This is a genomic window from Rhodopseudomonas palustris, assembly GCF_003226555.1.
In the GTDB taxonomy this organism is placed as follows: Bacteria; Pseudomonadota; Alphaproteobacteria; order Rhizobiales; family Xanthobacteraceae; genus Rhodopseudomonas; species Rhodopseudomonas palustris_I.
Genome location: NZ_QKQS01000023.1, coordinates 208,996 through 232,266 on the forward strand (window position 1 = coordinate 208,996; position 23,271 = coordinate 232,266).

Sequence of the window (23,271 nt, forward strand, 5' to 3'; positions counted from 1 at the left end):
TTGACGATAGACGGTCGATTAATCGCGCAGGCTCGCCGGCACCGGGCTCATCAGATTGGCCGTGCCGATATTGGCGAGGATCCGGTCATTGTTGATCATCAGCGGTGCCGACAGCACGTCGCGCAAGTGCCGGCCGAGCGTGAAGTCGCCGTCGTTGCGATAGCCGGACAGCCCGCAGGCGCGCATCGCGCTCATCACCGTCTCGACCGCAAGCTCGGACGCCTCGACCTTGAGCAGATTGATCGAAGATTGGAACTCCAGTGAGGTCAGCGCGCGCTCATCGAATTCGTGGGCCGTGTAGATGTCGAGATGCGCGGCGATCATCGCCCGCAGCTTGGTCAACGAGCGCTTGGCACTGGTGAAATGCGCCGCGCCGGGCGGCATTTGCCCGCCCGCGCCGCGCGCCGCCTTGCGAACGAAAGCCTGCGCCCGCTCCACCGCGGCGGCGGCGATACCGGCCCAAGCCGACGACCAGCTCAGATGCGCCACCGGCGTCATCGTCTGGGCGTGAATGCGATCGTAGGCTTCGGTGAAAACCTGATCGGCGTGCCCACTCGCCCGCAGCTCGAACCCGGTGCTGCAGGTGCCGCGCATGCCGAGCGTTTCCCAGCCCAGCGTCCGCTTCAGCGTGTAATTTTCCTTGGTGAACACCACCAGTACCTGATCGGACGCGGCAGCGTCGTCCGCACGGCGGGCGATCGTCATTACACCATCGGCCTCGGCGCCATAGGAGATCACGGTGGCGTCACGCACCAGTGAGATGCCGGCGTCGGTCCGTTCGATCGCCGCGGCGCTGGAACGAATATTGCCGCCGTTATTGCCCTCAGTGGTCGAGGAAGCCAGCAGCATCTGTTCGGCGGCGATCCGCTGCATCAGCTGCTCGTGCCAAGCGTTGCCCCGACCATGCCTCACCAGGCAGGCGACCTTGGTCTGGTGCATCGCGACGATCATCGCAGTGGAAGCGCAAGCGCGCCCGAGCGCGTAGCACATCTCGGCGATCTCGTGGATCGAGGCGCTTTCACCGCCAAATTCGATCGGAATTTGTGCGCCGAGCAGGCCACACTCACGCGCAGCGTCGATTGCAGCCTTGGGAAACCTGGCCTCGCGATCGACCGATTCCGCATGGGCGGCAGCGACCGCCGCGACCTGCACCACGCGCTGCATCAGGGGCATCGCGTCCGAGCCGAACTTGTCGTTGGCGGGGTGACGCGCGAAGTCGCGCACCGCATTGTCGGTGATGATCGCCATGGCGTCGAAAACTCCCTGATCCGGACGTTACGCTGTGTCTCGTTTGCGATCTGGATCAGCTCGGCTATCGCCGAGCGCTCGATCGCTGCTGGTAGCAAGCTATGGATTGGCGAGGAACGCGTCGAGGCGAATTCAAAGTGAATCAATTTGGATTCGAATTGAGGGTTAATCGGACTTTGCGCCAATCGCGAAAATTTTCGGAATCCCCGTTAGTGTTAAAATTCGAACGAAACTGTCAGCGATCGATTGCTCATTGTTTCTGACCGCCCGTTGCGATTAGATCGCCGCAACGATAGCGAGCTGAGCCCGGGGACTCCGCGTGTCCGCGGCCCATTGAAGACTTCGAAAACATCAAGGAGATCGCGTCATGCAGGCAGGCCCGTCGGGTGCGGTGGAGAGCAAAGTCCTCGCTCTGGTGGAGTCGATCCTGACGCAGAACGGGCTCGCGGGAGGGATCCAACGCGATACGACGTTTGGCGACGCGGGACTGACCTCGATGGAAATGGTCAACCTGATGCTCGCGGTCGAAGCCGAATTCGACCTGACGTTGCCGCAGTCGGACATCACGCCGGAGAACTTCACCTCAGCGGCGACGGTCGCGCAGCTCGTGCTGCGCCGTCAGCATGCTCAAGCAGCATAGCCATTCGAAACTACTCGTTTCTTCTGTAAACGACCAGCATCACAATCGAACACACGATCAGCAGGAGACGCCGATGCCGCACAAATTGATCCTCACCTCCCGCACCGATGTCGAACTGAAGCCGGCGCCGATCGAGCCGTCGTGGATCATCGAAGGCAATCCGGTCGCCACCAACTGCACGCTGTCGCGCAGCGCCGACGGCATGGCCTCGACGATCATCTGGCATTGCACTGAAGGCAAGTTCAACTGGCACTACGATATCGACGAGACGATCTGCATTCTCGAAGGCTCGGTGGTGATCGAGAGTGCCGGCATGCCGGCCAAACGCTACGGCCCGGGCGACGTGGTCTTCTTCAAGGACGGCGCCAGCGCGCGCTGGCACGTCGAAGGCCACATCCGCAAGATCGCGTTCTGCCGCCGGACGCAGCCCAAGCTGGTCGGGCTGGCGGTGCGGGTGCTTGCCAAGCTGCGCTCCATGTTGCTGCCGTCCGCCGCTCGGCCGACGCAGTCGCTGCTCGGCGCCAACTGAGCCGATCATCATCGCCGCGGCGGAAGGCCGCCCAAGTCAGACAGCGGGTCGCGCAGCGGCCCGCCGTTTTCGTTCGCCCAGCCCTACTGAAGTCGGATTGATTTGACGCAAAGAAGCAATCTTCGGGTTCTGGCATGTCCTAAGGCGAAAGTCGCATTTGGGGCAAAGCGAACGCGATGGACTTGACTCACGGCATCTCGGGACGGCCTTCGATTCTCGCGATCGTGTACAGCGACGGCGCTGCCGCCTGCCGGCTGATGTCGGATCTTGGCCGCCGCTTGCGCGACGCCGGCGTGGTGGTCGCCGGTGTCGTGCCATACCAGACGGCGGTCGACGACGGCGGCCCACGCTGCGACATGGAAGTCGAGGAGCTGTCTTCCCGCTTTATCCTCCAGCTCGCCGAAGAGCGCGGCAAGCGGCCTCACGGTTGCCGGGTCGATCCGGAAGCCGTGCAGGAAGCCGCAGCCTTGATTGCAGCCTCGTTCCGCAACGCGCCGGAGCTACTGATCGTCAACAAGTTCGGCCGGCTGGAGGCCGACGGCGGCGGGCTCAGCGACGTCATCAGCGACGCGGTGGACCAAGGAATTCCGGTGATCGTCGGTGTGCCGGAACGGCATCTCGCAAACTGGCGCTGCTTCACCAGCGGTCTGGCCGAGGAAGTATCGGTGGATTCGCCTCGGGTTCAGCAATGGCTGACCCGCCGCGGATTCGGCCCGCGACGCGGCAAGGTCGGCCCGCAGCACGTGCTCAACTCAGCGGCCTGAGGCGACAGCTAATTCCAGACCGGCCGCGGCCGCGCCATCACTTCATCCAAACAGGCTTCGAAAACTGATCGTCATGCCCGCACTTGTCGCGGGCATCCACATCTTGAAGGCTGCCGGAGATCAAAGACGTCGATGCCCGGGACAAGCCCGGGCATGATGCGTTCCGCCATGACGCAGCCATGGCGGAAGCGAGGAGCTTCGGAGGCGCCAGCCTGTCCTGCCGTGCATCCCGTAAGGATTCCGTACCGTACTCAGCCGAACTTGAACAGCACGCCGTAGCCGCCGCGCGGGTAGCTCCACTCGATGTCGCCGCCGCCTTCGGCCAGCACCCGGCAGGTGCCGCATTCGACGCAACCGTCCGGCGTCACTTCGACTTGGCCGTTGCTGTTCAGTTCGTAGCAATGCGCCGGGCAGATCTTCAGCAGCGCCAGCAGCTGCGGCGACGGCTTGGTGTGCGGCTTGACCTTGATGTGGGCGTTGCCGACGTCGACCAGATAACGGTTCTGATACAGCTTGTCTTCGACGCGAACCGGGGCTTCCGTTGTCATCGTCCGTTCTCCGCTCTTTCGAATCCTGCTGATTTATCGCCACGCCCGCGCGAAGCGGAACGCGTCGCCGAACAATCCGCCCCACGACCGCGCCGAGACGAACGACTTGATCGTGGTCTTCTCCTTCTCGATCTTCGGCGTGCCGTCGACCCGCACGAAGTTCTGCAGCGCCTTGTTGACGAGCTGCGGATAGGTCAGGAAGAAGTTCTGCGACTGGATGTGCAGCAGCGCCGGCATATCCTTGTACTTCTTCAGATCCTTGATGACGAAGGAGTCGTCGAGCATCTTCTTGTAGAGCGCGAGATTTTCCTTGGTCATCGGATCCTTGCGCGACTTCACCTGGAAGATCGCCTCCGCGGCGATCCGGCCCGACGTCATCGCCAGATTCGAGCCCTCGCGGTGCATCGCGTTGTTGAGCTGCGCGGCGTCGCCGACCACGACCCAGCCGTCGCCATACAGCTGCGGGATCGCCTTGTAGCCGCCTTCCGGGATCAGATGCCCGGCGTATTCCTTGACTTCGGAGCCTTCGATCAACGGCGCCACCGACGGATGCTTCTTGAAGCGCTCGAGCAGATCGTATGGCGTCTCGCCGGTCTTCTGGAAGTCCGAGACCAGACAGCCGATGCCGATCGAGATCGACTCCTTGTTGGTGTAGATGAAGCCCATGCCGGTCATACCGGCCGAGATCGTGCCGGCAGCCTCGATCACCACGCCTTCGTCACCCTTCAGATTGAAGCGGGATTCGATGGTCTCGCGCGGCAGGAAGTGCATTTCCTTCACGGCCAGAGCGACATTCTCGGGCGTCGGCCGCTCGCGCAGCTCGGCCTTGGTGCCGAGCAGGCCGTTGACGCCCTCGGCCAGCACCACGACGTCGGCATGAACCTGGCCGCCGTCGCGATCGGTGATGACGCCGATCACTTTGCCGTAGGCGTCCTGCACCAGTTCCTTGACGGTGGTCTCGCACAGCACGATCGCGCCGGCCTCCTGCGCCCTGCTCGACAGCCACTTGTCGAACTGAGCGCGGATGATGGTGTAGCGGTTCGGCTTCTCTTCGTTGAAATCTTCGGAACGGTGATGCAGGCCGGTGTGAGCCTTGGCGTCCATCATCCAGAACCGCTGCTCGACGAGGTGCCGCTCCAGAGGAGCATCCTCGCGGAAGTCCGGCACCAGCTTCTCCAGCATGTCGGCGTAGAGAATTGCACCCTGCACGTTCTTCGAACCCGGATATTCGCCGCGCTCGATCTGCAGCACTTTCATGCCGTGCTTGGCCATGGTCAGCGCGGCAGCGTTGCCGGCCATGCCGGCCCCGACCACGATGGCGTCGAAACGTTCTTCGATCATGGCAGCCTCCTTTAGCTCGCGATCCGGTCGCGGGTGTGCGGCGATAGCCGCTTGCGGAACGCTTCAGTGAGCGCCGGTAGCAAGCGGATCGCATCGGTGACGAGGGCGAGATGGGCGAAATCGAAAATCGGCGCGTTCTTGTCGGTGTTGATCGCGACGATCAGGTCGGAACCGTCGACGCCGACGCGGTGCTGGATCGCGCCGGAAATGCCGGCGGCGATGTACAGTTTAGGCCGAATGGTCTTGCCGGTCTGGCCGATCTGGCGGTCGGCCGAGACCCACCCCTTCTGCACCAGCGGCCGCGAGCAGCCGTATTCGGCGCCGAGCACGCCGGCGAGCTGGCGCACCAGCTGGAAGTTCTCGGGCGATGCCAGACCGAGGCCGCCAGCGACGACGACGTCGGCGTAAGCGAGGTTCGAGGTCGCCTTGTCGCGATCCGGCACGAAAGCCAGGATCTTGGTGACGATATCGGCTTCGACCAGACCGAGCGGGAATTCGATAACGCGGCCGACCGGCTTTTCGACCCGTTCGGGCATCGACATCACGCGGGGCCGCACGGTGGCCATCTGCGGCCGGAAGTTCAGCGTGTAGATCGTGCACAGCAGCGAGCCGCCAAACGTCGGACGGGTCGCGGCAAGCGAATTGTCGGCATCGACTTCGAGCTCGGTGCAGTCCGCAGTCAGGCCGGTCAGCAGCGTGGTCGCCACTGCGCCGGCGAGGTCGCGGCCGAGCGTCGTGGCGCCGAGCAGCAGGATCTCCGGCTTGTGGGTGTTGACCAGATCGGTCAGCGCCTTGGTGTAGGACTCGTTGCGATAGTCCGTCAGCACGTCGTCGGCGACGACGTAAGCGAGATCGGCGCCGTAGCAGAACGATTCCGCCACCGCAGCCTTGGTGGCGTCACCCGTCGGGCCGATCACCACTGCGGCGAGCTCAACGCCGAGCTTGTCGGCGAGGCGGCGGCCGGAGCCCATCAGCTCCCAGGAGACGGGGTGAACGTGCCCGCGCTCCTGCTCGATGAACACCCAGACGTGCTTATAGGCTTTGAAGTGCTCGGGCAGCTCCTTCTTGGCGGCGGCACGTCCGGCGGGCTGCGGGGCAGGCTTGGCGGGCTGGCTCATCGAAGCGGCTCTCTGTTCGGGTTGTCAGAATCCGCGCGCCAGCTCGAACATCTCGTTCTCGAGCTTGGGCCGGAGCTTGAAGATTTCGTCGATCAGCGCTTCCGCCGGGGGCTGGCCGGCGGCCTCGACGACCTTGGCCTTCTCTGCGCGCGGGGTCGGCGCGAACACGCGCTTCACCACCGTCGGCGAGCCGCGCAGGCCGCACTTCTGGATATCCTCGACGCCGGCATCCTGCGCGCTCCACTTCACCACCTCGGCGCGGGCGGCGTTGAGCGCATTGATCATCGAGCCGCGGCGCACCTGATTGGTGCCTTCCAGCATGGTGATCAGGCACGGCAGATTGCTACGCAGCACCTGCACGCCGCCTTCGGAGCGGCGCTCGACTTCGATGGTGCGGGCTTCGAGGTCCAGGGAAGAGACCTTCGAGACGTAGGTGAGCTGCAGGAAGTCGAGCCGCTTGCAGATGCCAGGGCCGACCTGGGCGGTGTCGCCGTCGATAGTCTGCTTGCCGGTGAACACCACATCGACGGCGCCGAAGGTCGAGCCGATCTTACGGATTGCCGCGGCGAGCGCATAGCTGGTGGCGAGCGTATCAGAGCCGGCGAAGAACCGATCGGTCAGCAGCACGGCGCGGTTGGCCCCGATGGTGAGCGCCTTGCGCAAGGAGTCCTCGGCGGTCGGCGGGCCCATCGTCAGCACGGTGACTTCGCCGCCGAAATTGTCGCGCAGCCGCAGCGCCTCTTCGAGCGCGAACAGATCGTAGGGATTGATGATCGTCGGCACGCCCTGGCGCATGATCGTATTGGTGACCGGATGCACGCGGATCTGGGCCGAGTCCGGAACCTGCTTGATACAGACGACGATATGCATGGAGTGGCTCCGCGCTTGCTGACAGTAGCTTGACGACGGAGACGTATGAGCAAGCCTCGTACCAACTTTTCCGAGACAAAGAATATCGCGACAAACCAATCACTTGCCATGATCAGCCGGGATCGTTACCGGCGCTTCCGAGGGTTGCAATCCGACAACCGCGACACTTGTCGGGAAGGCGACAGCGGCGTGACCGACCAGACATTTCACGGGCGCGTGAAATCGCGCGACGAACACAACGCGGATGTGAGAAAGCGCAGCAGCCGGCCGCAGCAAAGCGGCCCGCCGCGAGAGCGACGGGCCGGCGATGGCGAAGAGATCGCGTGGTTATTTCAGTGCGTCGAGCGGGACGAAGGCCGGACGCTTCGGCGTCTTCGGTGCCACCGCGTCCTTCAGCACCTTGAACACGCGCTCATCGAGCGGCGAGGACGCGACGAAGTCGGCATAGGCCCGCTCCAGCACCGCCTTGCAGCGCGCCGCGGCTTCATCGCCCGGCAGATGCTCAAGATCCTCGCCGGCCAAATACTGGCCCATGCGCCGAAGGATGTGCAGCCGGGCGACGTTGAGCAGCTTGGGATCGTAACCGACGCCGAGCAGCTCGAAGAACTCCTCGGCGGAGCCCGCACGCTGCAGCCGGGCGACGATGTCGGCGGGTTCGGTGACGGCAGATACGCTCATCTCGATCTCCTTGGGTCTGTTGTCGCCGGTTAGGCGCAGGTGGTGAGCGTCCGCTCTCGGACCTCGCGCCAGATTGCGATCAGTGTCTCGTTGCCGACCGGACCCTTGTGGGTGACCGCATAACGGCGGACCTGGGCCAGAATTCCCTGAGCCTCGTCCGCGGTCGCCGGCAGATCCAGCTTGGCGAGCGACGAGGTGATCGCCGACAGCCCGGAATGCTTGCCGATGACGATACGGTTGCAGCGGCCGAACAGGTTCGGATCGAGCGACTGATAGGTCCGCTGATCCTTGAGCAGGCCGTCGACGTGAATGCCTGACTCATGGGTGAAGACATGCTCACCGACGATCGCCTTGTTGAGCGGAATGCTACGGGCTGCCGCAGTTGCAACGAGATCGGCGACATTGCCGAGTTCCGACAGCACGATGCCGGTGTCGCGGCCATAGAGCTGTTTCAGCGCCACCGCGACCTCTTCGAGCGGCGCGTTTCCGGCACGTTCGCCGAGGCCGATCACCGTCACCGAGGCGTGGCTGGCGCCGGCGCGCAACGCCGCCAGCGTGTTGGCGGTGGCGAGGCCGAGATCGTCGTGGCCATGGAATTCCAGCTCGAGGTCGGTCGAGGCGCGAAGCGTCGCGAGCAGCGCATGGCTGGAGAACGGGTCGAGCACACTCAAGGTATCGGCGATCCGAAAGCGACGCGCGCCGGACGCCTTTGCGGCGGCGATCACTTCGGCGAGAAATTCAGGATCGGCGCGGGAGGAATCCTCGCCGCCGACCGCGACATCGAGGCCGCGGTCTCGGGCATAGCCGACCACGCGCTTGACGGTCTCGATCGCATTCGAGCGCAGGCCGCCGAGCTTGGCGGCGATCTGCACATCCGACACCGGGACCGAAACGTTGACCATCGAGACGCCGGCCTTCAGCGCGGCATCGACGTCTTCGGTGCGCATCCGGCACCACGCAATCGTCGTCAGCGGCAGGCCGGCTTCGACGATGGCGCGGATCGCCGCAATCTCGTCGGCGCCCATCGCCGGTGTCCCAGCCTCGATCTCCGGCACACCGGCACGCGCGAGCGCGCACGCGATCGCCACCTTCTCGGCCGTCGAGAACGCCACCCCGGGCGCCTGCTCGCCGTCACGCAGCGTGGTGTCGTTGAGTGCGATCGGCGCGCTCTGAAAACCGCCGCGAGACGGATCCGGACGGATGATCTCAGACTTGTTCTCAGACATGGGTTGTTCCTTGCGCACTTCCTGACGAACGTCCGATCGGCTGCGGAGCATCGTCGACACCGAACGGCGAAATCGCCCGCAGCTTCGCGACCACGGCGGGAACGACTTCCAGAACACGGTCGATGTCGGCATCGGTGTTGTCGCGCGACAGCGAGAACCGCACCCCGCCGCGGATCGCGTCTTCGGCGACCTGCATCGCCATGAGCACGTGCGACGGCTCGAACGAGCCGGTGGCGCAGGCCGAGCCCATCGACGCGGCGATGCTGGAACGGTCGAGCAGCGTGATGATCGCCTCGCTGTCGATGAACGAGAACGCGATATTCGATGTGTTGGGCAGCCGCTCGGCGCGCGCGCCGACCGCGACGCAATGATCGACTCGCGCCAGGATCTCGCGTTCGAGGCGATCACGTAGGGCCCGCACCCGGATGTCCTCGTCGGCCATCGCGGCCGCGGCGAGTTCGGCGGCGATGCCGAGACCGACGATGCCCGGTACGTTCTCGGTGCCGGCGCGTCGACCGCGCTCCTGCTGGCCGCCTTTGATCTGCGGTCTGAAACGAATGCCGTTCCGGACGTACAGCGCGCCGACGCCCTTCGGACCGTGGAACTTGTGGCCGGACAGCGACAGCATATCGATCATCGTCGACTGCAAATCGATCGGGCACTTGCCGACCGCCTGCACCGCGTCGGTGTGGAACAGCGCACCGACCTCCTTGGCGAGCTCGGCGAGATCGGCCACCGGTTGGATCACGCCGGTCTCGTTGTTGGCCCACATGATCGACGCGATGGCGACACGGTCCGTCATCGCTTCACGATAGGCCACAATATCGAGCCGCCCCTGACGGTCGACCGGGATCAGATGGACCCGGATGCCCTTGTTCTTTTCCAGCCAGGCGCACAGCGACAGTACCGCCGGATGCTCCACCGCCGAGATGATCACTTCGCGTCGGCGCGGTGCTGCTTCGAGCGCCGACAGGATTGCGGCGTTGTTGCTCTCGGTGCCGCCCGAGGTGAAGATCAGCTCGTGCGGCTGCGCGGCGCCGAGCAGCGCCTGCACGCGCTCGCGCGCGCGCTTGACCGCAAGCGCGGCATGGCCGCCAAGCGCGTATTTGGATGACGGGTTGCCGTAGTACAGCGAAAAATAAGGCAGCATCGCTTCGACGACGCGCGGATCGGTCCGCGTCGTTGCATTGGCGTCGAGATAGACGATGTCTGCCGGCTCGGTCATGACACCGGCACCACGCGTAGCGGCCGGCCGAACTTCTCCGCGAGCCTCGCCTGGACGCCGGACAGCGTGACCGACGAGAGCTGGCATCCGACGCAATTACCAGTCAGCCGAACATAGACGATGTTGCCGTCGATACTGACGAATTCGCAGTCGCCGCCATCACGCTGTAGATGTGGGCGCAGCTCCTCGATCGCTTCGGCGATCAGCGCTTCCTGCGGCGGCGCATCGACCAACCCGGCCGGTGGATTTGCCGGACGCGGCGGCGTGGCCTTGGCGACGGGACGCAGATGGGCCGGCGTCGCCTTGGCAGAGAAAATATTGGCGGCCGGCGGCGGCGCGCCGTGCGGCTTCAGCTCGGTCGCGCGCGGCGCTGCGGAGCCGATCCGGTAGGCATCGTCAGCCGTAATCAGACCGTCCTCGACCATCTCGGCATTGACCCGCGCCAAGAGAGTTTCGATCTGCTTGAAGCAGGTACTGCAGCTGCCGGCGGCTTTGGTGTAGGCGGTGACGTCGTCGAGGCTGGTCAGACGGTTGAAGCGGATGGTGCGCTCGATCATCATCTGGCCGACGCCGAGGCATTTGCAGGCCGGAGGCGCATCGGCCTCGGCCACCGCCGCTTTGCCGCGAAACGATCCAATCGCCTGCTGCAAGGCCTCGAAGGTCATTACCGCGCAGTACATCCGCTCGCGCGGCAGGTCGCCGACGTAGTCGGCAATCGCCGCGGCGCTGATGCCGCTCGCCTCGTCGATGGTCTTGCCGGAAATCATGTCGGTAAGCGCCGCCGAGGCGGCGATCGCCGAGCTGCAGCCGAACGCCTGGAAGCGGGCCTCGGCGATCCGCCCGTCGTCGGGCTCGACCTTCAGCATCAGCTTGACGGCATCGCCCCAGACGATGCTGCCGAACCGCCCGACCGCATTGGCCTGCGGGAGCGGACCGGCGTTGGCGGAGGTGGAGAAGTGATGGTCGTACTTGCCGAAGCCGAGCATGGTGCGCCCCTGTGGCTGTCGTTGCGCTTAGCCGAACGACTTGCCGCAACCGCATTTGGTGCCGGCATTGGGATTGTCGAAGGTGAAGCCCGAGCCCTCCAGACTCTCGACGAAGTCGATCGTCATGCCGGACAGCAGCGGCTGCGAGTCGGGATCGATGAACACTTTGACGCCGCCGGCTTCGACCACCGCGTCGTCGACCCGCGGCTCGGCGTCGAGACCGATCAGATATTTGTAGCCGGCGCAGCCGCCCGCCTCGACCATGACGCGCAACCCGGCTTCGAGCTTGCCGGCGCGCGACATCGCAGCCTTCACGGCGGTCCCGGCTTGTTCGGTGAGAATGATCATGGTCGGCCTCCATCGGTTAGGTCCGACATGAACAGGTGCAACCGCTGTGCCAGCACGGGGCACAGCGGCAAGCTACTGATTTCGTGCAAAATTATCAGCACCCGACAATGTCGGAGGTCCGACATGGTCGCGAAGCCGACGGTTTCCGACAATGGATCGCAGGTTAGGGCCGGGCTTTGTCTGCTACGAGGCAGCGCTAACCTCTCCCCGCTGGCGGGAAGAAGTCGATCCGGCGAAGCCGGATCGGGCGAGGGGGCGCTCCCACGAGCCCCAGCGTGCATACTGCGTGCACCGAACTACCGATCATGACTATCAGCGCTCGGCCCTGTGGTGATGCCCCCTCATCCCACCCTTCTCCCCGCACGCGGGGAGAAGGAGCTCGCCGTGCATGCGGCAACCATTCCTAACGCTAACTCACGACACGACCGCCCGTCGTTCGACTTCGCGGCGGCGCGCTGCCATTCGGCTTTCGCCGCTCTCTTCGCCGAAGCACTCGGCGAAGTCGCCGCATTGCGAGCAGACCGGGGTGCTACACATCACCATACCGTCGTCTTCGCAGAGCTTGCGGTAGAAGAACCGCTTCCAGCGCATGTTGCGGGTGTTGTCGCGGGCCAGCGGCTCGAAATGCCGCATCAGCAGCCGGCTCAGTTCGGCGCGATTGCGCAGGCCGAGATCTTCCCACAGATGCTCCGGCTGCATCGCCCGGCGCGCCACCATCGCGGCGAGCCAGCGTCCGACATCGCCGCTGGTCGAACGATGCTTCAGCAGCAGATCGCGGACCATCGCGGCTTCCTCGTCCTCCTCGTGCTCGCCGACCGCCAGCACCGACAGCAGCACCGAGACGTGCGGGAACCAGCCGACGATCAGGCCGACGAAATCGTCAGCCGTCAGCCCGCTGGACTCGGTGATCGAGCCCGGCTCGGTGAGGGCGACCGACAGGATCGAGGCCAGCACATGGCGATCGAACGCACGGTCGTCATCGATCTGCGCCTCCGCCGGCGTGCAGCCGGTCAGCGCCCGGTACACCACCGCCGGCGAGGACGCGAAGCTCGACGCCGTCACGCGCAGCGGCAGTGCCGCCGCCGCTGCACCTGCCGTCTGGATTCCCGCCGCGCCGAGCATGTCCGTCGCTCCCTTGCTTACAGCCCGAGTTCGCTGGCCTTGACGTGGGTCTGGCATGCCTTCGGACAGACCCGGACGCAGGCCGAGCAGCCGATGCAGTTGCCGGCCGCGTCCAGCACCATCACCTTGCGGACGAATTCCTCGTCGTCGTCATCGTCGTCGAGCGAACAGGAAACCAGCTCGCCGTCCTCGTTGACGCCCATCAGATGCATCACGTCGCGCGAGCACACCTTGTGACAACGGCCGCAGCCGATGCACTTCTTGTCGTCGATCGCGGTGAGATAAGTCGGTTCCCACGGCTGACCGTCGCGGGTGGAGAAAATCGCCATTGCTTGCTCCTGCGCGCGGCTCGCGGCCGCGCCGTTTGGGCTGAGGCGTTCGACCGCGTTCAGGCGGCTTTCGCTTCCAGCTCCTTCAAAGCCTTCCGCGCGGCTTCAAGGGCCGCGTAGGCATCCTGGGTTTCCTGCGCCACCGTCATGATGGTCTGCCAATTGATCGGCAGCTCCTCGGACAGGTCATGCAGATTCATTTTCATCGTGGTCGCGCGGGCGGACAGTTTCTTGATCTCGGCCTTCAGCGTCTCGATGTCGGACATGCGGAGTCTCGCTCTTGCGTCAGAGGTTGGCGACGTCGGGATATTTCAGGATCATCTGCACGCCGGCTGCGACCAGCTTGTCGCCCTCCTCGGCCAGCTTGCCGAGATTGTCGAAGCCGAAGCGATGGACGTCGCGCATGTGCTTGTTGATGACAATCAGCCGGCCGGCGCTGAGGATCAGCCGACCGAAGCCTTCGTGGTGCATCTTCATCATCGGCGACACCATGACCTTGGTCTCGCGCTCGATCGACAGGGCGACCGCGTTGTAGAACAGCTCGAGTCGCCACAGCGTCTCCGGATCCGGATCGCCCATGATCGGGATCTCGCGGCGCTTGGCCTTGTCGACGATGAACGGCTCCAGCAGTTTGAGATCGGTCTTGCCCTCCCAGACACCGTGGGTGTCCTGGGCGCGGAGCTGCTTGACCAATTCCTTGACGAACAGCGAGTCGAGCGCGGCGTCGGGAGCAGTGGTGGTGTCGGTCATGTCAGGCCTCGTCGGCAAAATCGAAAGTGCGTTCTTCGCCCTTCATCAGCGCCTTGCGCAGCCACGGCGGCGGTACGCCGCGTAGCACGCCCTGCAGCTTGGTGATGAGGTCGGTGATCAGCTCCGGCTGCGCCAGCTTCAGCGGATGCACCTGCGCGGCGACGACCCGCGCCGCGCCGGAGCCGCCGATCGCCGTGCAGTACATGATCGCGCAATCGCGGATCGCATCGATCTTGGCGACCAGCTTGTCCTCGTTGCCGTCTTCCTTTTCCTCGGCGAACTGCACCGCTTCGACGAAGCGATAATCGTCGGCGGTGACTTCATAAATCGCGATGTTCCGGGCCCAGCCGAAATGCGCGTCGACGCGCGCAAGATCCTGAGTGGCGAAGGCGACTTTCATGCCGGTTCTCCTGAGTTGTGCATCGGCGCTCTGCTCCGCTCGACTGCCGTCGTTGCTAATGAGCCGTAGCCGGCGCATCGGTCTGATCCGGACGAGCAGAGGCACTCCGCCAGCTGTTCACGTCCGGTTCCTTGATGTTGGCGATGAACAGATTGCCGATCGCGAAGATCAGATCGCGGGTGCCGCGATAGCCGACCACGACCTGATGCGCGGCGCCGAGCCGATCGAACATCGGCAGGCCCATCCGGAACAGCGGCACGCCGAGCCGTTCTGCGGCCTGGCGGCCGTGCGAATGCGTCACCAGCAGGTCGCAGTCCTCGGCGCGGCGTTCGAGATCCTCGAGATCGCCGACCAGAACCTCGTCGGTCGGCACCTGCGCCAGGACCGGCGACGTCGTCGAGGTCACCGCGGCGCTGACGGTGCAGCCCATGTCGGCGAGCCAGCCGCCGATATTCAGCAGCATGTCCGGCTCGGCGCCGATCGCGACATTCTTGCCGCCGAAATAGAAGTGACCGTCGAGCATGGCGTCGACCAGCTGGCTGCGCTGCCGGCGATATTTTGGCGGCACCGGACGGCCGCTGATCCTGGCCAGGGTCGCCATCAGCTCATCGGCGGCGGCGAGGCCGGTGAACCGCGACAGCAGCGTGAACGGCACGCCGGTCTTGGTTTCGAGCGCGACCGCGGCCTTGCGCATCTGCTCACCGAGGGCCAGCGTGTGGCCCGCGCCGCCCATCGCGGCGACTTCCGCAACCGAGACGCCGCCATGCGTGGTCGGGGTGAAGTCGTCCGGCACGTGGCCGTCGAGCGAGCCGGAAATGTCCGGCAGGAAGGTCGGGGTCAGGCCGAAGGCTTCGATGATGTCGCGCAATTCATCGATGTCGCCCGGCGTCAGGTGACTGCCGGCCAGCACGTTGATCTTGCCGGCATCCGGCGTGGCGCCTTCAGCCGGCGCGTCGACCAGGTACTCGACGATCCGCGTCACCGTCGCGGCAAAGCCGTCTTCGAACGCGCCTTTGAAATCCGGCGTCGACACCGGCACCAGCGCGACATGCGCGAGTTCCGGATGCTTCTTGCGCACGTCCTTGATGTAGCCGTCGAGATCGTCGCCTTTGATTTCGGTGACGCCGGTAGTGCAGATCCCGATCACGTCCGGCTTGGTGCGGCCGACAATGTTGACGATCGCCTGCTCGACATTTTCAAACCCGCCGAGCACGGTGGCGACTTCGCTCATCGCGGTGGTTTGCAGCGGAATTGACTCGCGGAAGTGCCGGACGAACAGCACCAAGCCGAACGAGGTGCAGCCCTGCGAGCCATGCAGCAACGGCATGCAGTTGCGCAGGCCCATCAAAGCCAGTGCCGCGCCGAGCGGCTGGCTCATCCGCAGCGGATTGACGGTGCAGGATTTGGTCGAGGTGACGATCTGAGCCATCACGGCCTCCTCACGCCACTTGTGCCGAGCGTCCGAAGATCGCGCGCTGGCGATCATCGGCGGCGATGGCAGCATCGGCGCGCTGCTCCCAGGTCACCTCGTCCCACGGCGGGGCGCTACGCACCTGAACCCAGATCGGATTGGACAGCGATTTGTCGATCTGCCGGACCATCTCGACGATGCCGACATAGCCGCAATACGCATATGTGCGCTCCTGGTTGATATCCATCCAGGGCATCCGCGCCTTCAACGCAACGAACTGCGAGCGGCCACCCGACAGCATGATGTCGGCCTGCGCCTCTTTCAGCATCTTGTACATTTCGCGCGGGCGCAGATCGTCGATCTGGTGGACGTCCGGGCTCATCTCCTTGAGCCGCGCCTTGTCTTCCTTGGTCGACTTCTTGACGCTGGTGCCGACGATGGTCAGCCCGGCTTCCTGCAGCGCCGCCACCACCGACCAGGATTTCACGCCGCCGGTGATCAGCAGCACCTTCTTGCCTTCAAGGCGGGGCGTGTAGGCCTTGATCGCGGCCCAGGCCTTGGCTTCTTCGCGTGCGATCAGCGCTTCGACACGGTCCATTAGCTCGGCGTCGGCGCCACGCTGGATCAGCAGGCGGGCGATCTGACGCAGCGATTCGGAGGTGTCGCTGATGCCATAGAACGAGCCTTCGAAATACGGGATGCCGTAGCGCTCTTCCATCTTGCGCGCGACGTTGATCATCGCGGTCGAGCACACCATCATGGCGACGCGGGCGCGGTGCGACTGCGCGACTTCGTGATAGCGCGCATCCCCCGACAGGCACGACAAGATGCGGATGCCGAGCTCGTCGAGCAGCGGCTTCACCTGCCAGAGTTCGCCGGCGACGTTGTATTCGCCGATGATGTTGATGTCGTAGGGAGTGGTGAATTCCGGCTCCTGGGTGCCGATCACATAATCGAGCATCGCCTCGCCGGCGAGCTTGTTGCCGAGGTTCTTCGGGCCGACGAAACCGGGGGAGATGATCGGAATGCAGGGCTTGCCGAATTTCTCGGCCGCCACCTTGCAGACGGCGACGATGTCGTCGCCCATCATCGCCGGCACGCAGGTCTGATACACGAAAACCGCCGGCGGATCGTACTTCTCGATGATTTCCTTGATCGACCGGAACAGCCGCTTCTCGCCGCCGAATATGACGTCGTTCTCACCCATGTCGGTGGTGAAGCCGGTGCGATACAGCTTCGAGCCGGACGACTTGGTGCCGCGATTGTCCCAGGACGAGCCTTCGCAGGCGATCGGGCCGTGCACCAGATGCGCGACGTCGACGATCGGCTGCAGCGCGATCTTGGCGCCGTCGAAGGCGCAGCCGCCGGCTGCGCCCCCCGGCTGCAGCGGCTTGCTGCAGCCTTTCTTGCGTTGCTTGTCGGACTTGGCCTGATTGGCCGCACAACCAGGCTCGTTGAAGACGTCTTGAATCTTGTCTGCGAGTCTGGTCATGCGGCGCTCCTGACAGTCAGGTGGTCCGAAGTTGCGGCATCAGCGGATGATGTCGAAACTGATGTCGGTCTTGCCGGAGACGTTGGTCGACTTGTCCATTTCGTCGAAGATCTTGTCGAGGATCTTGACCAGGACGTTCATCGACCCCTGATAGCCCCACACCGGCGAGCGGTGGTGGTGGTGGCGGTCGAACACCGGGAAGCCGAGGCGGATCAGCGGAGTGCCGGTGTCGCGCTCGAGATACTTGCCGTAGGTGTTGCCGATCATGAAGTCGACCGGTTCGGTGAACAGCAGCGACCGCAGGTGCCACAGATCCTTGCCGGCGTAGACCTTGCAGCCGGCGCCGAACGGCGATGAGTCGAGCAGCGCCTGCACCTTGGCTTCCCAGGCCTTGTTGCCGTTGGTCGCCAGGATGTGGACCGGTTCGCCGCCGAGTTCCAGGATGAACTCCGCGAGGCCGTAGCACATGTCCGGATCGCCGTAGATCGCGAACCTCTTGCCGTGGATGTGGGCCGAGGAGTCGCCGATCGCGTCGACCAGCCGGCCGCGCTCCTTGGTCAGCGCGTCCGGGATCGCCTTGCCGGTGATCCGCGACACCGCCTGCAGGAAGCGGTCGGTGCCGGCGATGCCGACCGGGTGGTTGAACGCGACCACCTCCTGGCCGTGATCGGCGATCGTCGCCAGGGTCTTTTCAGTGCAGAACTCCTGCATCGAGATCGTCGCCTTGGCGTGGATGGCGTTGGCGGCCTGCTCGAGCGTGGTGCCGCCGTCATACATCCGGAACTCGCCGTCGGTCGGGGTGTCCCAGACGTCGCTGTTGTCGCCGAAGATGGTGTAGTCGACACCCATCAGCTCGAAGATCCGCTTGATCTCGCGCAGGTTGCCGACGGTGTAGCCGTCGAACCCGCCGAAGAAGTTGATCGATTCGTTCGGCTGGCGCTCGAGCTTCGGCACGGTGCCGGACTTGCCGTCCCAGAAGTGCTCGACGATGCCCTTCATGGTGTTGTCGTAGCCGGTGATGTGGCTGCCGACGAACGCCGGGGTGTGGGCGTAGGTGACGTCGAAGTCGGTCGGGACCGAGCCCTTTTCCTTGGCGTTCTTGATGAACGCGTTGAGGTCGTCACCGATGACCTCGGCCATGCAGGTGGTCGAGACCGCGATCATCTTCGGTTGGTACAGCGCATAGGCGTTGGCCAGGCCGTCGATCATGTTGTTGAGACCACCGAACACCGCGGCGTCTTCGGTCATCGACGAGGAGACGCACGAGGTCGGCTCCTTGAAGTGGCGGGTGAAGTGGCTGCGATAATAGGCGACGCAGCCCTGCGAGCCGTGCACGAACGGCAGCGTCTTCTCGAACCCGACCGCGGCGAACACCGCGCCGAGCGGCTGGCACGCCTTGGCCGGGTTGATGACGAGAGCTTCGCGGGCGAAGTTCTTGTCCTGATATTCCTTGGTCTTGGTCCAGTCCGCGACGCGCGCGACCTCGGCATCGCCAACATAGTTCTCGAAATTCTTCCGCTTGTTCTCCATCAACTCTTCGTATTGGGGTTCACGGAAGAGTTCGAAGTGATCGCGGATCTTCTCTGCGGTCTCGGTCATGATGGTGTCTTTCCCAAGAATTCGGTGATGCGGCGCTTCCGGCGGCATGCGCCGGAAGCCCGGATGTGAAGTTTCAGCTCCAAGGCGCCTTGGTCAGCTTCCAGACCGGGGCATTGATCGCGATGTCCATGTCGCGGGCGAAGATGCCGAACCCGTCGTAGCCGTGATACGGGCCCGAATAGTCCCACGAATGCATCTGGCGGAACGGAACGCCCATCTTCTGGAAGATGTACTTTTCCTTCACGCCGGACCCGACCAGATCCGGGCGCACCTTCTCGACGAACTTCTCGAATTCGTAGCCGGTTACGTCGTCGTAGATCAGGGTGCCGTCCTTCACGTAGTGGGTGGTGCGCTGATAGTCGTCGTTATGGGCGAATTCGTAGCCGGTGCCGACCACTTCCATGCCGAGATCTTCGTAGGCGCCGATGACGTGGCGCGGACGCAGACCGCCGACATAGAGCATCACCTTCTTGCCTTCGAGGCGCGGGCGATACTTGGCGATGACCGCTTCCATCCGCGGCTTGTACTTGGCGATGACGCGCTCGGCGCCGTCCTTGATCTTGTCGTCGAACTTCGACGCGATCTCACGCAAGCTCGCTTCGATCTTGGACGGGCCGAAGAAGTTGTATTCCACCCACGGAATCCCGAACTTCTCTTCCATGTGCCGCGTGATGTAGTTCATCGAGCGGTAGCAGTGCAGGATGTTCAGCTTCGCCTTCGGCGTGTTCTCCAGCTCGGCGATGGTGCCGTCGCCGGACCACTGCGCGATCACGCGGAGGCCCATTTCCTCGAGCAGGATGCGCGAGGCCCAGGCGTCGCCGCCGATGTTGTAGTCGCCGATGATCGCGACGTCGTAGGGGGTCGACTGGAAGCCGGCATTCTTCTCGCCGGCCTTGTCGAACACCCAGTCACGGATCACGTCGTTGGCGATGTGGTGGCCGAGTGACTGCGACACGCCGCGGAAGCCTTCGCAGCGCACCGGGATGATCGGCTTGCCGTCGTACTGCTTCGACTTGGCCTTGGAGACCGCCTCGATGTCGTCGCCGATCAGACCGATGGGGCATTCCGACTGCACCGAGATGCCCTTGGAGAGCGGGAACAGCTCCTGGATCTCGTCGATGATCTTGCCGAGCTTCTTGTCGCCGCCGAAAACGATGTCCTTCTCCTGGAAGTCGGAGGTGAACTGCATCGTGCCGAAGGTGTCGACGCCGGTGGTGCCCTTGTAATAGTTGCGGCGCGAGCCCCACGAATACTGGCCGCAGCCGACCGGGCCGTGGCTGATATGGACCATGTCCTTGATCGGACCCCACACCACGCCCTTCGAGCCGGCGTAGGCGCAACCGCGGATCGTCATCACGCCCGGGATCGACTTGATGTTGGACTTGACCGAGCACTCCGCCTTTTCGGCGTCGTACGTATTGAGGTGCTTGGCGCGACGCTTGGCCGACTTGTCCGGATAGGCCTCCAGGACTTCGCCGATCAGCTTCTTGTTACGTTCCTTGATGTCCGCGGGGGATTCTGCGACTGCGGTGCTCATCGTTGTTCCTCGTATCTGGGGCCGCCGGGATGGCGGCCGGTCGCGCTTGGCGACCGGCCTGGCTGATGCGATCAGGCGGACGCGGCGGCCGCCTTGGCGGCTTCCTTGGCCTGCAGTTCGGCGAGTGCCTGCTCGTCGGTCTTCATGATGCCGAAGTCGAGCAGCATCTGTTCGAGCTCTTCCATGGTGATCGGGGTCGGGATGGTGCCCTTGCCGCCGTTGGCATGGACCTTCTCGGCCAGCGTCCGATACTCCTTGGCCTGCTGGCTGTCGGGCGCGTACTGGATCACGGTCTGGCGGCGCAGCTCGGCGTGTTGCACGATGTTGTCGCGCGGCACGAAGTGGATCAGCTGCGAGTTCAACCGCTTGGCCAGCGCTTCGGCGAGATCGAGCTCGCGGTCGGTCTGGCGCTCGTTGCAGACCAGGCCGCCGAGGCGGACGCCGCCCGACGAGGCGTACTTCAGAATGCCCTTGGCGATGTTGTTAGCGGCGTACAGCGCCATCATCTCGCCGGACATGACGATGTAGATTTCCTGGGCCTTGTTCTCGCGGATCGGCATCGCGAAGCCGCCGCACACCACGTCGCCGAGCACGTCGTAGGAGACGTAGTCGACATCCTCATAGGCGCCGTTCTCTTCGAGGAAGTTGATCGCGGTGATGACGCCGCGGCCGGCGCAGCCGACGCCCGGCTCCGGGCCGCCGGCTTCGGTGCACTTGATGCCCTTGTAGCCGACCTTCATCACGTCTTCGAGTTCGAGGTCTTCGACCGAGCCGGCTTCGGCGGCGAGGCTGAGCACCGTGTCCTGCATCTTGGTGTTGAGGATCAGACGGGTGGAGTCCGCCTTGGGGTCGCAGCCGACGATCAGGATCTTCTGACCCATCTCGACCAGTGCCGCGAGCGTGTTCTGCGAAGTGGTCGACTTGCCGATGCCGCCCTTGCCGTAGAATGCGATTTGCCGAAGTGCCATGTTTTCTCTCCGTTGACCTAATGCCGTTTGATCGATTTGCGCCGGAGCGCAGCCTCATTTCGTTCAGAACCGTCGCACGGCTCAGATGCGGACGTTGCCCTTCGCAGTGATTGCTCGGCCAACCATCCCTCGCCTTGCTGATCCCTGTTTTGCAACGAGCGTGCCAAGCCTCGCCGGAGACGAAAAATCGAGTGATTTCGAGGAGATGTAGAATTTCCGAGGAGAATGTACGTAGATGTTTAGAATCCGACATCGCCCCCGAGCGGACGACATCCCAGGGTGCGGCTGTTAGAAACGAAACAAACTGATACCGGCCGGAGGAGCTAAGCGAGACTCTGTCGCAACTCGAGACCGCCCTCACTGCGTCATTGCGAACGAAGTGAAGCAAATCTAGCGCCGGTGCATGGAAGTGGATTGCTTCGCTCGTAATGAGTGGAAAACACTGAGGCGGGTACGGCCCGACCTCTCCCCGCGCGCGGGGAGAGGTCGATCCGGCAAAGCGCAGCGAAGCCGGATCGGGTGAGGGGGCGCCTGCGCGAGTCTGAGCGTTTGTGAGAGTTGTTGATGAGGACGAGGGTGATAATCGGCGCTCTGCGGCGCGGAAGCGCCCCCTCATCCCACCCTTCTCCCCGCACGCGGGTAGAAGGAGCAGGCTATGTCTGCGGCAAACACTCAGCCTCACAGCCGAGTTGAAAGGCCGCAAGAGCCGGACCGTGAAAGGAAGACCTACGCCGTCAGCGCCTGTCCCTGTAGCGCATCGGCCAGTTCGGCGACGAACTTCGCCAGCGGCCAGTCGATCCGGGTGATGGCCTGTTCGTCGAGGAAACGCTGCTCGTTGCGGGTCGGCGTGTCCGGCAACACTGCCCAATGCCGGTCCGACGATCGCTTCATCACTTGGCGGGCGAACACACGCTCGAGCTGGGTGTCGAACCGGCAGCCGAGGAACAGAAAATGCCTGTCCTTGCGCAACTCCTGCACCTTCAGCGGAATCGGCGTTTGAATGTCGATCTCGGTCAGGACTTCGACATAGTCGCTGTCGGACACCAGGAAGTTGGCGGCCGGCGCCACCGAGCCGATCGGCTGATACAGCAGGGTGGTCCAATCCAGCGCTTCATCGGGCATCGGCGCATACAGCGGCATGTCGCCCTCGGCAACGATGCCGGGAGCGGATTCGGCGATCTCGCTGCCGTCCGGCCGATAGTAATTCACCCAGTGACCGTGATGTTCGCTCTGGCTGACGCCCTGCGCCATGCCCCAGTTCTGGCGTCCGGCCAACGCCTTCTGCGGCAGGTCGTCGTACCAGGCATGAACCAGCAGCGGCAACTCGGGCAACGACGCCAGCATCCGATGCAGCTCGTTCGGCTGCGGTGATGCCCGGAACGCCTCGGCCATCATCGTGGTCAGCGTCTTACGGTGCTTGAAGTTCTCGATGTACTGCGCGGTGCCGGTGAGATTGGTGCGGACCTTGTGTGGCACCGTGGTCTTCGCCGTCAGCCGCGCCACCAGCTCGGCCGGCGAGGTCGGCACGCTGCTGGATTCGCCGAGCGCCACGCCGCCGGCGCCGAGATAGGGGATCACCTGCCCGCGTAACAAGCCTGCGGCGATGTCGTCGAGTGCTCGTGCCGGCATGATCCTACTCCCCTGTCAGATCGCTCTTGCAGACTTGTGATGCACTACCACCAGTCCGGTGGCGCGCGCCGCGTCGGTGGTGATGGTCCAGCAGTGGTTCGATCCGTCGACCAGATAGACGCTGAATCGCGGATAGTCGCGGAACGGCTGCTCCGCATAGATGTCGGACGCGTCGCATTGGGTCAGCGACAGGCCGGGAAGCTCCTGCCGCACCGTCTTCAGCGCGCCAGCCTCGGCCGCGTCGCCTCCGAGCAACGCGTCGAGCCGGGCGATATCGTCGGGCGACAGCGCCATGGTCAGAGCTTGCGAGCTTCGACGGTGATCGGCAGCGGCGTATCGGCCGCCATCACCGGCAGTTCGAGCTTCCAGCCGTTGGCGAGTGTGACCTTGCCGCCCCACAACGCCGGGTTCTCCATCTCGACGATCGGCTCTTCGAGGTCCTTCTTGGCGACGTAGGCGGAGTGGCCGGTCGCGGTCTTGCGGATCATCACTTTCATCGAGGGTGGTCCTTTG

The 23,271-nt window shown here is 64.1% G+C and carries 26 protein-coding genes; 3 read left to right on the forward strand and 23 right to left on the reverse strand.

The features are described 5' to 3' along the window. Positions 1-18: 18 nt before the first annotated feature. A complete protein-coding gene (locus DNX69_RS13555) occupies positions 19-1,248 on the reverse strand; it encodes an acyl-CoA dehydrogenase family protein (RefSeq protein ID WP_110786505.1) in 1,230 nt (409 codons plus the stop codon). A 367-nt stretch (positions 1,249-1,615) separates the two neighbouring features. Here DNX69_RS13555 and DNX69_RS13560 point away from each other — a divergent pair, with 367 nt between their 5' ends. From DNX69_RS13560 to DNX69_RS13570, 3 genes are all read left to right on the forward strand, one after another. Further along, a complete protein-coding gene (locus DNX69_RS13560) occupies positions 1,616-1,888 on the forward strand; it encodes a phosphopantetheine-binding protein (RefSeq protein ID WP_110786506.1) in 273 nt (90 codons plus the stop codon). 73 nt (positions 1,889-1,961) lie between these two features. Next, positions 1,962-2,417 carry a cupin domain-containing protein gene (locus tag DNX69_RS13565; RefSeq protein ID WP_110786507.1) on the forward strand — a complete coding sequence of 152 codons (456 nt, stop codon included), beginning with the start codon at positions 1,962-1,964 and terminating at the stop codon, positions 2,415-2,417. Between the two features lie 176 nt (positions 2,418-2,593). Next, a complete protein-coding gene (locus tag DNX69_RS13570; RefSeq protein ID WP_110786508.1) occupies positions 2,594-3,181 on the forward strand; it encodes a DUF2478 domain-containing protein in 588 nt (195 codons plus the stop codon). Between the two features lie 251 nt (positions 3,182-3,432). Here DNX69_RS13570 and DNX69_RS13575 read toward each other — a convergent pair whose 3' ends face one another. From DNX69_RS13575 to nifT, 22 genes are all read right to left on the reverse strand, one after another. Further along, positions 3,433-3,729 (reverse strand): ferredoxin family protein, encoded by a 297-nt coding sequence (locus tag DNX69_RS13575; protein ID WP_107346146.1) that lies wholly within the window; start codon positions 3,727-3,729, stop codon positions 3,433-3,435. Between the two features lie 33 nt (positions 3,730-3,762). Next, entirely contained in the window at positions 3,763-5,070 is a 1,308-nt protein-coding gene (locus tag DNX69_RS13580; protein ID WP_110786509.1) for an FAD-dependent monooxygenase, read from the reverse strand. Between the two features lie 11 nt (positions 5,071-5,081). Next, the gene (locus DNX69_RS13585) at positions 5,082-6,188 is read right to left on the reverse strand and encodes an electron transfer flavoprotein subunit alpha/FixB family protein (protein WP_110786510.1); all 1,107 of its coding nucleotides are present in this window, start codon (positions 6,186-6,188) and stop codon (positions 5,082-5,084) included. 24 nt (positions 6,189-6,212) lie between these two features. Further along, the gene (locus tag DNX69_RS13590; RefSeq protein ID WP_110786511.1) at positions 6,213-7,058 is read right to left on the reverse strand and encodes an electron transfer flavoprotein subunit beta/FixA family protein; all 846 of its coding nucleotides are present in this window, start codon (positions 7,056-7,058) and stop codon (positions 6,213-6,215) included. Between the two features lie 327 nt (positions 7,059-7,385). Next, entirely contained in the window at positions 7,386-7,736 is a 351-nt protein-coding gene (gene nifW, locus DNX69_RS13595; RefSeq protein WP_110786512.1) for a nitrogenase stabilizing/protective protein NifW, read from the reverse strand. A gap of 29 nt (positions 7,737-7,765) precedes the next feature. Further along, positions 7,766-8,962, reverse strand: coding sequence for a homocitrate synthase (gene nifV / locus DNX69_RS13600; protein WP_110786513.1), 1,197 nt, complete (start codon positions 8,960-8,962; stop codon positions 7,766-7,768). After that, complete coding sequence (nifS, locus tag DNX69_RS13605) at positions 8,955-10,187, reverse strand: cysteine desulfurase NifS (RefSeq protein ID WP_110786514.1); 1,233 nt, start codon at positions 10,185-10,187, stop codon at positions 8,955-8,957. Before nifS ends, nifV begins: the two co-directional genes overlap by 8 nt. Continuing rightward, positions 10,184-11,173: a Fe-S cluster assembly protein NifU gene (gene nifU / locus DNX69_RS13610; protein ID WP_110786515.1), complete on the reverse strand. Its 990-nt coding sequence runs from the start codon at positions 11,171-11,173 to the stop codon at positions 10,184-10,186. The genes nifS and nifU overlap by 4 nt, the downstream gene beginning before the upstream one ends. A gap of 27 nt (positions 11,174-11,200) precedes the next feature. Further along, positions 11,201-11,521, reverse strand: coding sequence for a HesB/IscA family protein (locus DNX69_RS13615; protein WP_013504427.1), 321 nt, complete (start codon positions 11,519-11,521; stop codon positions 11,201-11,203). Between the two features lie 414 nt (positions 11,522-11,935). Further along, a complete protein-coding gene (locus tag DNX69_RS13620) occupies positions 11,936-12,643 on the reverse strand; it encodes a nitrogen fixation protein NifQ (RefSeq protein WP_110786516.1) in 708 nt (235 codons plus the stop codon). A 17-nt stretch (positions 12,644-12,660) separates the two neighbouring features. Further along, positions 12,661-12,972 carry a ferredoxin III, nif-specific gene (gene fdxB, locus DNX69_RS13625; protein WP_110786517.1) on the reverse strand — a complete coding sequence of 104 codons (312 nt, stop codon included), beginning with the start codon at positions 12,970-12,972 and terminating at the stop codon, positions 12,661-12,663. 59 nt (positions 12,973-13,031) lie between these two features. Further along, complete coding sequence (locus DNX69_RS13630) at positions 13,032-13,238, reverse strand: CCE_0567 family metalloprotein (RefSeq protein ID WP_011160145.1); 207 nt, start codon at positions 13,236-13,238, stop codon at positions 13,032-13,034. A 19-nt stretch (positions 13,239-13,257) separates the two neighbouring features. Continuing rightward, positions 13,258-13,722: a NifX-associated nitrogen fixation protein gene (locus tag DNX69_RS13635; RefSeq protein ID WP_110786518.1), complete on the reverse strand. Its 465-nt coding sequence runs from the start codon at positions 13,720-13,722 to the stop codon at positions 13,258-13,260. Position 13,723: 1 nt separating this feature from the next. Beyond that, complete coding sequence (gene nifX / locus DNX69_RS13640; protein WP_013504431.1) at positions 13,724-14,122, reverse strand: nitrogen fixation protein NifX; 399 nt, start codon at positions 14,120-14,122, stop codon at positions 13,724-13,726. Between the two features lie 55 nt (positions 14,123-14,177). Beyond that, positions 14,178-15,551 (reverse strand): nitrogenase iron-molybdenum cofactor biosynthesis protein NifN, encoded by a 1,374-nt coding sequence (gene nifN, locus DNX69_RS13645; protein ID WP_110787616.1) that lies wholly within the window; start codon positions 15,549-15,551, stop codon positions 14,178-14,180. Between the two features lie 10 nt (positions 15,552-15,561). Beyond that, the gene (gene nifE, locus DNX69_RS13650; protein ID WP_110786519.1) at positions 15,562-17,025 is read right to left on the reverse strand and encodes a nitrogenase iron-molybdenum cofactor biosynthesis protein NifE; all 1,464 of its coding nucleotides are present in this window, start codon (positions 17,023-17,025) and stop codon (positions 15,562-15,564) included. Positions 17,026-17,064: 39 nt separating this feature from the next. Continuing rightward, entirely contained in the window at positions 17,065-18,624 is a 1,560-nt protein-coding gene (gene nifK, locus DNX69_RS13655; RefSeq protein ID WP_110787617.1) for a nitrogenase molybdenum-iron protein subunit beta, read from the reverse strand. A 73-nt stretch (positions 18,625-18,697) separates the two neighbouring features. After that, positions 18,698-20,161 (reverse strand): nitrogenase molybdenum-iron protein alpha chain, encoded by a 1,464-nt coding sequence (gene nifD / locus DNX69_RS13660; protein ID WP_110786520.1) that lies wholly within the window; start codon positions 20,159-20,161, stop codon positions 18,698-18,700. A gap of 71 nt (positions 20,162-20,232) precedes the next feature. Further along, entirely contained in the window at positions 20,233-21,129 is an 897-nt protein-coding gene (gene nifH, locus DNX69_RS13665) for a nitrogenase iron protein (RefSeq protein WP_011160152.1), read from the reverse strand. Positions 21,130-21,855: 726 nt separating this feature from the next. After that, positions 21,856-22,758, reverse strand: a complete 903-nt coding sequence (locus DNX69_RS13670; RefSeq protein WP_110786521.1) for an SIR2 family NAD-dependent protein deacylase — start codon at positions 22,756-22,758, stop codon at positions 21,856-21,858. A gap of 15 nt (positions 22,759-22,773) precedes the next feature. After that, positions 22,774-23,052: a hypothetical protein gene (locus DNX69_RS13675; RefSeq protein ID WP_110786522.1), complete on the reverse strand. Its 279-nt coding sequence runs from the start codon at positions 23,050-23,052 to the stop codon at positions 22,774-22,776. A gap of 2 nt (positions 23,053-23,054) precedes the next feature. Continuing rightward, a complete protein-coding gene (nifT, locus tag DNX69_RS13680; protein WP_110786523.1) occupies positions 23,055-23,255 on the reverse strand; it encodes a putative nitrogen fixation protein NifT in 201 nt (66 codons plus the stop codon). Positions 23,256-23,271 lie beyond the last annotated feature (16 nt).